9 protein-coding genes are annotated in these 10,943 nt (G+C 57.4%); 6 read left to right on the top strand and 3 right to left on the bottom strand.

Going from position 1 to position 10,943, the window contains the following annotated elements; genetic code table 11:
- Positions 1–468 precede the first annotated feature (468 nt).
- The gene (locus AB4Z52_RS29585) at positions 469–2,430 is read left to right on the top strand and encodes a methyl-accepting chemotaxis protein (RefSeq protein WP_442221452.1); all 1,962 of its coding nucleotides are present in this window, start codon (positions 469–471) and stop codon (positions 2,428–2,430) included.
- A 106-nt stretch (positions 2,431–2,536) separates the two neighbouring features.
- Here AB4Z52_RS29585 and AB4Z52_RS29580 read toward each other — a convergent pair whose 3' ends face one another.
- On the bottom strand, positions 2,537–3,940 hold the full coding sequence (locus tag AB4Z52_RS29580) for a helix-turn-helix domain-containing protein (protein ID WP_442221451.1): 1,404 nt from the start codon (positions 3,938–3,940) through the stop codon (positions 2,537–2,539).
- A 124-nt stretch (positions 3,941–4,064) separates the two neighbouring features.
- On the opposite strand from AB4Z52_RS29580, the gene AB4Z52_RS29575 reads away from it, so the two are divergent.
- The 3 genes from AB4Z52_RS29575 to AB4Z52_RS29565 all read left to right on the top strand — a co-directional run bounded on the left by AB4Z52_RS29575 (position 4,065) and on the right by AB4Z52_RS29565 (position 6,556).
- Positions 4,065–5,657, top strand: coding sequence for an isocitrate lyase (locus AB4Z52_RS29575; RefSeq protein WP_442221450.1), 1,593 nt, complete (start codon positions 4,065–4,067; stop codon positions 5,655–5,657).
- 55 nt (positions 5,658–5,712) lie between these two features.
- Complete coding sequence (locus AB4Z52_RS29570) at positions 5,713–5,889, top strand: hypothetical protein (protein ID WP_442221449.1); 177 nt, start codon at positions 5,713–5,715, stop codon at positions 5,887–5,889.
- A 262-nt stretch (positions 5,890–6,151) separates the two neighbouring features.
- Entirely contained in the window at positions 6,152–6,556 is a 405-nt protein-coding gene (locus AB4Z52_RS29565; RefSeq protein WP_442221448.1) for a hypothetical protein, read from the top strand.
- 450 nt (positions 6,557–7,006) lie between these two features.
- Here the strand turns inward: AB4Z52_RS29565 and AB4Z52_RS29560 are convergent, their stop codons facing one another.
- Both AB4Z52_RS29560 and AB4Z52_RS29555 read right to left on the bottom strand, forming a co-directional pair.
- A complete protein-coding gene (locus AB4Z52_RS29560) occupies positions 7,007–7,849 on the bottom strand; it encodes a universal stress protein (protein ID WP_442221481.1) in 843 nt (280 codons plus the stop codon).
- A gap of 525 nt (positions 7,850–8,374) precedes the next feature.
- Positions 8,375–8,815, bottom strand: coding sequence for a hypothetical protein (locus AB4Z52_RS29555; protein WP_442221447.1), 441 nt, complete (start codon positions 8,813–8,815; stop codon positions 8,375–8,377).
- Between the two features lie 310 nt (positions 8,816–9,125).
- On the opposite strand from AB4Z52_RS29555, the gene AB4Z52_RS29550 reads away from it, so the two are divergent.
- Complete coding sequence (locus AB4Z52_RS29550; RefSeq protein ID WP_442221446.1) at positions 9,126–9,497, top strand: hypothetical protein; 372 nt, start codon at positions 9,126–9,128, stop codon at positions 9,495–9,497.
- 550 nt (positions 9,498–10,047) lie between these two features.
- On the top strand, positions 10,048–10,943 hold an 896-nt coding region (locus tag AB4Z52_RS29545; RefSeq protein WP_442221445.1), incomplete at its 3' end, for a diguanylate cyclase domain-containing protein.

Below are 10,943 nucleotides of genomic sequence, written 5' to 3'. Positions count from 1 at the left end.
CGCAGCGGATCGGTGAAGGTCTTAAGGGTTAAGGGGTGTAGGCATTTCGCCCTCGATCCTCTCTCCTTCACCCAAGCCCTGTCCGAAAGTATTAGGTCGTAGGCTGATAATGACCTGATCCGAAATCCGGCGGCGGCGAGTTCGACGGCGGCAAGAAGGCTTGCGGGTCATTGTCGCAGCGCGCGGCGATGCCTCGAACTTGTTTGAGATTGCTGAAGAAACGCTCGATCGAGATCAGAATAGATCGGGTCAATAGCACTTTGGCCACCGAACACTAAAAGCGCTCGGATATACGGTGCGCGCGACGTGATTTGCAGTCTATCGATGCCATTTACATTTTCTAAACCATACGCGTCCCAATATTAGCGATCCGAGTGAGAGCGGTTAGTTCCACATCCGACATGAGGACGGTCTTCGGGAACGCCAGTGCTGGCACATCGCAAAATGTCGTCTTCGGAGATATCCCTCATGCAATCCTCAATTCGCTTCGGAATAGGAACACGCCTCGGCATCGGTTTCGGCTTTCTGGTTGTGCTCATGCTGGTGCTGACGCAGCTGTCTGTGACACGGGTCAATGACATCAATCTCGACCTCGGGCAGATCAACGACGTGAACAGCGTCAAGCAGCGCTTCGCGATCAATTTCCGCGGCAGCGTCCACGATCGTGCCATTGCGATCCGCGATGTCACTCTTGTCGAAACCGCCGAGGAACGACAGGCGGCAGTGGACCGGATCGCGAAACTTGCCGATAACTATGCCATCAACGAGAAGAAGATGGCTGACATGATTTCCTCGCCCGTCGGGGCTTCCGCCGAGGAAAAAGCAATCGTCGCTGAGATCGCCGATATTCAATCCAAAACCAATCCGCTGGTCGCCCAGATCATCGATCTCCAGACGCATGGAGATGCGGCGCAGGCAAAGAAAATCCTGCTTGAGCAGGCGCGTCCCCTGTTTGTCGCCTGGCTGGGTGCGATCAACAAGTTTATCGACTACGAGGAAGCTCTGAACCAGAAGATCGGCGGCAACGTCCGCTCGTCCGCCAGCGGGTATCAGACACTTGCGTTCAGTTCCTTGGCCGGCGCCATCATCTTGGCAATTGTCGCGGCCTTTCTGGCCAGCCGCTCGATCACCAGGCCGATTGCAAAACTCCAGATCGCCCTGCAGCGCATGGCAGAGGGAGAAAGCGCGGAAAGCGATCTGGCTCTCGACGTGCGCCGTGACGAAATCGGTAGCCTTGCGCGCGCCGTCGGTGCTGTGCGCAGCGCCCTCAGCGGACAAGCCGAGCGCCAGGCTGAAAGTGACGCAAAGCGCGCAGCAGTCGAACGCGAGCAGCTGGAAAAGACCGCCAGAGAGCGTGAAGCGGTGGCCGCACAGACCAACGATGCGGTCGATCAGCTGGGCAAGGCGCTCGAAGAAATGGCCGACGGCAATCTCGCCTTCCGTCTTGCACATTCTTTTGGATCGACACTGGACACGCTACGCGTCAACTTCAACAATTCCGCAAACAAGCTGCAATCGACACTGAAGGCTATCGGCGGCAACGCGTTTTCAATCGATGCCGGCGCCAGAGAGATCAGCACAGCATCCAACGACCTTGCCCGCCGGACGGAGCAGCAGGCAGCTTCGCTCGAAGAGACGGCCGCCGCACTTGATGAGATCATGGCAACGGTCACCGGATCGACCCAACGGGCGGAGGAGGCCCGCACAGTCGTTGCCAAGACCCGCGAAAATGCCGAACGTTCCGGCGAAGTCGTCAAGCGGGCGGTCGGCGCGATGGGACAGATCGAAAACTCGTCCAACGAGATCAACAATATTATCAGCGTCATCGACGAGATCGCTTTCCAGACGAACCTGCTGGCCCTCAATGCAGGGGTCGAGGCCGCACGTGCGGGCGAAGCCGGCAAGGGCTTTGCTGTCGTTGCTCAGGAAGTGCGGGAATTAGCGCAACGCTCGGCAAAGGCTGCCAAGGAAATCAAGCAACTGATCCATACGTCCGCAGAGCAGGTCCGCTCCGGTGTTGCCTTGGTCGATGAAACCGGCAAGGCACTGACCGAAATCGTTTCGGAGGTGCAGGAGATCAACCGCCACGTCAATTCGATCGTCGAATCGGCAAATGAACAATCGACGGCGCTCAGGGAAATCAACAAAGCCGTCGGGACGATGGATCAATCAACCCAGCAGAACGCCGCCATGGTCGAGGAGACATCGGCTGCCGGGCAGAAACTGGCAAATGAAGCTGCTGCCCTCTCGGCTCAGCTTGCACAATTCAGTTTCGACGGAGCCGAGGCAAATCCGATCAGGCCCGCCGGCCCCACATCGCAACCGCGACCCTCTCCGGCTGCTGCCATGATCAAAAGAGTATCGTCGGCTTTCTCCGGCGGCAAGGGCCAGGCCGCTGCAGCCGCGTCGGCGGATTGGGAAGAGTTCTGACACACCGGACAGTGTGGGCAGATCACCGCAACTCGCGGTGATCTGCCCCAACGCCGTTTCATGAATGTTTGGCGCGCCGGCTGCGTGGTCGGAGGCGGCACGCCCTTCATGAATCGGAGAACCCGAACGGCGCTTCGGTGCGACGATATTCGTCCGGCAGGATTTGACGACCAATGGGTAGTTCCGATCGCGACGTGCACTCCGTCCGATGACAGAGCCGACATGTGATGCCGATCGGCGTAGGGCCACCGGCTCGATCCGGATCGTTGCAATAGATCAGCCGTTCAGCGTGCTGCGCTTCGCATACCAGTGCCACGGCGCGTTCGACGCTCGGGACACCAAATCCGCCGCCGCCGGAATTGACGGTCCGGGCAATTGAGAAAAAGCGCTGGCCGTCGGGCAGTTCCAGCCACTGTGTGACGACCTTGCGCGGCGTTCTGAAAACCTGGTGGACCTTCCAGAGCGGACAGCCGCCACCGTGCCGGGCAAAGGGGAATGTGCCCGTGTTCAGCCTCTTGGAGACGTTTCCGGCGGGGTCCACACGGATAAAGAAGAACGGCACTCGCTCCTGTCCAGGCTTTTGCAGCGTGGTCAGGCGATGCGCCGTTTGCTCGAAACTCGTTCCAAACTGCCGGGACAGTGCTTCGATGTCATAGCGACGGGCCTCTACTGCCTTTGCGAAGGCAGCATAGGGCATGATGATCGCCGCGGCGCAGTAGGCGCCGAGTGCCCGGTGGCCCAGGCGACGCGCACTCTCGCTTTCAAAATTCCCTTCCTGAGTTGCATTTCGGATGTCCTGGTCGAATTCGAGATAGGCGAGCTGCTGGGCCAGTTGAAAATTCTGGCTTGCCGTATCCAGGCTGTCGTCGAGCAACAGGTCCTTTCTGTGCCAATCCAGCCGTCGACGTGAGCCGGTCATCACATCGGCCGGCAGTCGTCTCACCCGCAACTGATGACGCTGCTTGAAGTATGAAACGAGACCTCCCGCCTCGGCAACCTTGGCCGCCAGCCTTTCGGCGGCAGCGTCAAGCACCGGAAAACAGTTGCGGCGTGCAGACAGAAAGCTGCGCACGGCGGCAACCGGATCAGATAATATCTCGACACTGTTCCCAGAACCCTCCTGCCTGCGGTCGGCAAGAGCAAACTGCTCTTCTCTGTAAGCCGTGTGTAGACGCAGCATCGCCTCGGCAACGCCGGGGAAGCTGTGCACGACGTCAGCGATCTCCAGCGGCAGGATGTCGATATCGGCGAAGATCGGATCGCGCATGACGGTCTGAAGCCGAGCGATCAGATCAGGACCGGTCTCGTCGGCAAAGTCGGAAAAATCAACCTTGTAGGCTCTGGCCAATTTCAACAGCGTTTCGGCGGTCACCGGGCGCTGGTTGCGCTCCATCAGGGCAATATACGATGGCGAGATCTCGAGGTCCGCCGCCATATTGGCTTGCGTAAGACCGAGATCACGCCGCAGCCGTCGCAAGCGCGGCCCAAGATAGACACCCTGCTTTTCCATAAAGACATTACAACATTACATCAAATTTTTGTAAAGCTTGACAACATGACATTAACAGGCCTTCACGCCTCGTACCTCCTCGATTATCCCCTTTGCATCGCCGCACGAGATTTTTGGAGGAACCATGTCGTACCAAGCCCTGGTTGAAGATGCCGACAGACTTGTCGGGGCCAACGAAAAGTGGACGGGTATTGCCGCCGAAGCGGTCGCCCGCATGCGCCTGCAAAACCGGTTCCGCACGGGTCTCGATATCGCTCGCCACACAGCGGCGATCATGCGCAAGGACATGGCCGCCTACGACCTGGATCCGAGCCAATACACGCAGTCGCTGGGTTGCTGGCACGGCTTCATAGGCCAGCAGAAAGTCATTGCCCTCAAAAAGCATTTCGGTTCAACCGAGCGCCGATACCTCTATCTGTCCGGCTGGATGGTTGCAGCGCTGCGATCCGAATTCGGGCCACTTCCTGACCAATCCATGCACGAAAAGACAAGTGTTCCAGCACTTATAGAAGAGCTCTACACTTTCCTACGCCAGGCTGATGCCCGTGAACTCGGGATGATCTTCAGGGAAATCGACCGCGCGCGAGAAGCGGGTGACGTTGCCCGCGCACGTCAGCTGCAACAATCGGTCGACACATACCAAACCCATGTCATTCCTGTCATCGCCGACATCGACGCCGGCTTTGGAAACGCCGAAGCCACCTACCTGCTCGCAAAGAAGATGATCGAGGCTGGTGCCTGCGCCCTTCAGATCGAAAACCAGGTATCCGACGAGAAGCAGTGTGGGCACCAGGACGGCAAGGTCACCGTTCCGCACGAGGATTTTGTCGCTAAGATCCGCGCCTGCCGATACGCCTTCCTCGAACTGGGTGTCGATGACGGCATCATCGTCGCACGCACCGACTCGCTTGGCGCGGGTCTGACCAAACAGATTGCGTTCAGCGCCAACGAAGGCGATATCGCCGACCAGTACAATTCGTTCCTGGATTGCGAAGAGGTCGGCGAAGGAGAGCGGCGCAACGGCGAGGTGCTGATCACGAGAGGCTCGAAGGTCCTGCGGCCGAAGCGGCTTCGATCGAACCTCTATCAGTTCCGTGAGGGTACGGGCGCCGACCGCTGTGTCCTGGATTGCATCAACGCACTCCAAAATGGCGCCGATCTTTTATGGATCGAAACCGAAAAGCCGCACATCGACCAGATTGCCGGGATGGTCGACAGGGTTCGCAAGGTCATCCCGAACGCCAAGCTCGTCTACAACAACTCGCCTTCATTCAATTGGACACTGAATTTCCGCCAGCAGGTCTTCGACGCCTGGAAGATGAGCGGCAAGGATGTCTCCGGCTTCGATCGCGCAAGGCTGATGAGCGAAGAGTATGACGCCACGCAGTTGGCGATAGAGGCCGACGAGAAGATCCGCACGTTCCAGCGCGACGCAGCGCTTCGGGCCGGCATCTTCCACCACCTCATCACGCTGCCGACCTACCACACGGCAGCACTTTCGACGGACAATCTTGCGAAGGAATACTTTGGCGAACAAGGCATGCTCGGCTACGTCGCGAACGTCCAGCGCAAGGAGATACGCCAGGGCATCGCCTGCGTGAAGCATCAAAACATGGCCGGTTCGGACATCGGCGATGATCACAAGGAATATTTCGCCGGCGAAGCCGCACTCAAGGCCAGCGGCGAACACAACACGATGAACCAGTTCGCTGCATAAGTGCAACACAAGGTCTGGGCACGATTGCCCGCTCGCTTTCAAACAGGAGGAAGAAATGTCGGAGAATAGTGAGAGAGTTTCGAACGAGCCGCAGCGCTCGCGTGCCGTCTTTTCACAAGAGGATTTTGGCCTCATGCGCGCGGCAATCGAGCACTATCTCAGCGAGGTGAAGGATCGCCCGGAAGCGGTCAAGTATTCGAACCTCTATCATCGCCTTGGGCGTGTAACTTGATTTCGCTGACGTCGATCTCCGACATGTGGATGATGGCGCGGCTTTCTCATCGAGGCTGATTGCCCCGCCGCATCGCACAGCCGGAAGCGCAGGGGATCGACTGACGTAACGGAACCTTGAGGCGATCTAGGGATTACATATCGTCCAGCTTCGCACAAAACCGCGCACTTTGCACAGTTGGACTGCCAGGTGCAGTGTGTGCCCCCTCACAGATACTGCGCCTGGCCCAAACATCTATAGCGCATGACAGGTAGGCAGAGAATTGCGGACAACCCGGTATGTCGAGAGCGACTTCGACGATGAAATCGAAGGTCACCAAACCTACCAAGCCGGCGACGAGGCGTTTGGAGCGGCGCGATCGGTGGTTGATGGTGGCAAGCTTGCGCCCATCATAGCGCCGGCCGACGCGCCGCCTCCTGCGATCTCGCTTCCACTCAATGAACGCGAACAGGGCGCGATTGAATTTCTGGTGAAGCAGGGCGCGCATGTGCGGGTCCATTGGCGCTATCTGATGAACTTTAGCCCAGACATCCAGAAGCAATTGCAAGAGCGTGGCTACATCGCGGTGAGCTATGAGGCCGGCCGCTCGCACAGGCTCGCTGAGGTCTGGCTCACACCTGCCGGAAGGAAGGCTTGGCGCCACCTGAAGCGCAATTGCGAGATGTAGCCTTCGCTTTAAACTATGGAAGCGTGAACGAATGTGGATGCCAGCAGTGTCAGCCCGCCGACATTGCCGTCAACTTTGCCACGCTGATTGGGGACTTAGAAAACCGTACATGGCTGCCCTATGGCCTTTAACCTTTAGTTCTGGAGAACTTGAACATACGCCACAGGCTCCCGACCGGAGGTCAAGTATCAGGCAAGCAACAATGCGCCAACAATCTGAGGCTTCACGATTTCAGTTCCCCGTGTGGTTGCGAATGGAAGACCAAGCTATCTTGGGAGATTAAACATTGCCACCAACGCTCTGAAAATGCGTTCGCAAACGCGATTGACGCTGGTTCTAACCGACTTTCAATCCGATCGCGCAGATTGGCCAACCGGCGCTTGTGATGAAGAAGGATAGATGAGATGCGCAACGGAATCCTAACCGCCAATGATGGTTCGGCCAACGCAGTTAGTGCTTCATCATTAGGGGAAGCGTAGCATGGGTCAGCAGATAACGGGTGACGCGGCCGAGTAGCAGTTCAAGGAAATATCCGTGCTTGAACGCGCCGATCAGCAGGCAGGTGGCCTTCGCGGATCTGGCGAACTCGAGGATGGCCTCCCCAACCAACCGGTTCTTCGAATTGATCGCGACGACGTCGCCTTTAAGGCCAAGCTGGTTGAGCAGTTCCCTGGCCGTGAACTGATACCTTCTGTCAGATTTGTCATCGACGCACACAACGGTGACGCGATCGGCAGCCGCCAGCCAGCGTCTGGCCGCGACCACGGCCCGTTGTGCGTGGTCATGTGGTTTCCAGCCGATCACCACATGACCCAGAAGATTACCGTCGTAAGCGGCGGGAGGCGGTACGAGCACCAACTTGCGTTCGTTGAATAGAACGTCGTGAAATGCGTCGCGGGCGTCCATATTGCCGTGGCATGGGGCAACAACGAGCGCCGTATCGTGGCACTCGGCCGTCACACAGCGATCAAGATCGCCGCGGCAATCGTCCAGGAAGAGGTCCGCTCTGTCGGGCCTGTCCCGCTTCCAGTCCTCGAAGGCACGCGCGACCCGCTCCAACCGCTGCAGCGGCGATCCTTCGTCACGGGTTCTCAGCATCTGCAGATCCATTTCCTCCGCCGATGCGAACATTCCTTGCGGATCCGCGCCGACGTGGGCGGCGGCCATGGTGCCCTGAATCGCACGCGCCGCGTCTTCGGCGATATCCAGGCAAAGCCGTACGGTTGGCGGATCTGGCAGCAAGGCGATTACATCAGCGTGGACGGTCAGCTCTCGGACATGGTCGGCGAACATGATGTGGGCATCGTCCAGCCGTGGTCTCGTTTTGCTGCCACGCACGGACGAACTGATCATTTCGGCCTCCTTCCACGATGCTCCCACATCGCTCTTGGTCCATTTCCTCGTCGCGCTGCCGTCGTGACGGGAGAGGCTCAATCGGCCACCTCATCGACTGTGGCAAGATCGGAGCTCATTGTACTCCACCACCACATGGACCGTCTACGTCCGGCCCACTTGTTCAACCAGCTTATCGAAATAGATGTCGCGCGAGTATGGAGACGGTCCTAGTCGTCATCAATTTTTACACCGTATTTCGGGCCGGGCTTGCCCCGAGGTTGGGGGGTGGGGCGACTTCATAGTGCACGCACTATCGCTGAAGAGCACCGGCCCCCAATTTTACCAATCCCCTAACCCCACCGAACCATAGGGGCTCGCTTCTTCAATCGCACGGCACTCCCGGTGTGCCTTTCCTGGAGGGGCGCTATCGCTAAATTTAGCAAATCCGGCCCATCCATGGAATGACGAACGGACTGATGGACCTTACTTCACCGTGATGCTCATACCGCTGATATCGGCGTTGATTTGCAGGCCTACCTGCCTGCCTGTGAGTTCGAGTTGGGCGCCCTTGTCATTGGTCATAACGATCATCTGAGCCCCTTTGCCGACCGCGCCGCCACCGCCCGCTGCACCGTATACCCCCGTCACATCTCCGGCGCGGCGAATGTGGCGCACGCTACCTTGGAAATAGGTCTTGGAGGCCCCGAAGGCGAGGCCGCCCGAGATGCCGCCAATCGAGAGGGGATATCGGTGACCATGAAAGGTCAGCGTGCCCTCGCCTCCGGAGCCACCGACGAAGAAGGCCGCCTTGTAAACGGCGAAACGGATCGTACCGCTGTCGGCATGCGCGGCGCTGGCAAAGCTAATTCCCGCAGCGGCGACAACGGCAACCGTGACAGAACGAAATCCAGACGAAATCTTCATGATGAGATACTCCTCAAGAGCGCCGCTTACCCAGCCGGCCTGGCACGACGTCAGCGTCGTATCAAAGTTAAATATGAACAGTTTCGCGCGTCATTAGTTCCAAAGGACGCCGAATCCGGCTGCGCCAAGACCAAAGCCAGCCGGACATCTGATGGCCCTCCCGGCTTTCGGCTCCGCCGACTGCTGCTCGACTTTGAACGCGACGCAGCGACCCAACCGTGTGATCCGAACAGACAGAACGGTTCGCCCTTGGCTTGCCGCTCCCGCGCTCTATCTGATGTTGGACCGGGCCAAACAATCGGAGGGGCATGTGAAGACATCTTGGATTCTTTTGATGCTGTTGGCTTCGCCGGCAGCCGCACAATCTTCGCAGATCGAAAATGCTTGCACGACAGTCGCGAAGAATTTTCTCCTTACCGACAATCTCAACGTCGGCATCGTGCAATCCTTTCCGGAGCTAAAACCACCTGGCGTCAGGATGACCTACGGACTTCGGCAGGGCACTCCCAAGAGCGACATGTCCGACACCTTCGCGTGCGAATTTCAATCGACGGAGCCGCCATTCAATCTGACGCGCTTTTGCGCCTCTACCACCTGTTATGCCGCTGACGACGGCGATGCCGATCGCAAGCGACGATTCGCCGAGATGCGCATCTTGCTTGATCGGGCTCAGAAGAAGTAGATCTAGTCAATAGGAAACGACAATGGCTGCGTCAATGAGGTCGAGGCGGGGCATTGCGCTGATTCAATCCTTTAGAAGCTAACGGCGTTGAGTTCCATGCCATTTCACCCGGAGTTTCATTTGGCGATGACCCATCAAAATCGGCGGGAACCCTTACGACAGTTTGCTTTATTCATATCGGTCGTGGTTCGCTGTGAACGGGAAAATGGTCAAAAAGACACGAGACTTAACAGACCGTTCTTTCCTCAGAGCGGAATGGGCCGAACGCTATGGTGGCAGCGACTACACCGTGCCAAGATTGGTCGTTGCTCAAAATAAAGCCGCGTCGCGCATTCTGACTTGGGCCGCCACATAACCCACGAACTGTTCGGAACTTGAGACGCTTGACCTGGTTACACTCAATAGTCGCATGGTGTATCATGACGCAATCCGATTCTTTTTCGGATTGTTAATCAGAATTTGCTAATGAAGAGCTTAAATCGCTTAGGTCGTGCCAGAGGAAGAACCCGCAGTAGACGGGGCAATCGTTTGACTACGGAAGGCGCTAAATATGAGGAAAAGTCGTGAGGGTTTGCCGACCTTTGACAAAATAAAGGCGGCGGCTTCGGTCTCTGCAGTAAAGCTTTTCCTTTTTGATCGCGACTTCAAACCAGTTGAAAATCTGTTGGACATAAAGCTACCAGTCTCGGTCAAAACTGATAAATCTTTTTGGGACCATTTCCCCAACCTGGATAGACCGAAGATCGAGCTCGCTATTCGTTCCATTAGTGAGAATGCGCCGCCTCTTCGGGTGACGCACAATGTGGACGGAAGCGAATTTTCCAACCTAACGATCTATCGGATTGCAGATCTTATCGCCGTCATCGAGTCCGTGCATAATGGTCCTGATGATGAGCGCGCAACACTTTTGCATCAAGCCACCCACGATGCGCTCACTGGGCTGCCTAACCGCCGCCAGTTCGGCGATGATCTAACGGCCTCTTTGCAGGAAATTGAGGGCACTGAAGACATTCTGTCCTTGATGCAGCTCGACCTTGATGATTTCAAACCCGTGAACGATACCCTCGGCCACCTCGCTGGCGACAAGCTGCTGCAGTTCGCTGCAATTCGCATCAAAGGGTGCCTCGACGACGACGACAGGGCCTATCGTTTGGCAGGCGACGAATTCACGATCATTTCGATGGGGCACGGACAGCCCGCCAAAGGGCATCGGCTTGCGGAAGCCTTAGTCAAGGCTTTCAAAAGGCCTTTTACGATTGATGGCATCGCGGTTTTCGTGGGTACCAGCATCGGGATATCTGTGGCTCCCCACGATGGTGCCAGTCCCGAACAGCTCATGAAGGCGTGCGATGTCGCGCTTTATGCTGCAAAGAAAGAAGGGCGCGGTCGCGCAAGCGCGTTCGACCCTGCTATGCTTGAGATCCTCGAACAACGCGAACTATCTAT

Source organism: Rhizobium sp. 2YAF20, from assembly GCF_052114685.1.
GTDB lineage: Bacteria > Pseudomonadota > Alphaproteobacteria > Rhizobiales > Rhizobiaceae > Rhizobium.
The sequence above is the reverse complement of the archived record's forward strand: the minus strand, read 5'-3'. Positions and strand labels throughout refer to the sequence as shown.

Bases quoted from the DNA above. Each gene is read 5' to 3' on its own strand.
- AB4Z52_RS29585 (WP_442221452.1), top strand. From the start codon at position 469: ATGCAATCCTCAATTCGCTTCGGAATAGGAACACGCCTCGGCATCGGT.
- AB4Z52_RS29580 (WP_442221451.1), bottom strand. From the start codon at position 3,940: ATGGAAAAGCAGGGTGTCTATCTTGGGCCGCGCTTGCGACGGCTGCGG.
- AB4Z52_RS29575 (WP_442221450.1), top strand. From the start codon at position 4,065: ATGTCGTACCAAGCCCTGGTTGAAGATGCCGACAGACTTGTCGGGGCC.
- AB4Z52_RS29570 (WP_442221449.1), top strand. From the start codon at position 5,713: ATGTCGGAGAATAGTGAGAGAGTTTCGAACGAGCCGCAGCGCTCGCGT.
- AB4Z52_RS29560 (WP_442221481.1), bottom strand. From the start codon at position 7,849: ATGTTCGCCGACCATGTCCGAGAGCTGACCGTCCACGCTGATGTAATC.
- AB4Z52_RS29555 (WP_442221447.1), bottom strand. From the start codon at position 8,815: ATGAAGATTTCGTCTGGATTTCGTTCTGTCACGGTTGCCGTTGTCGCC.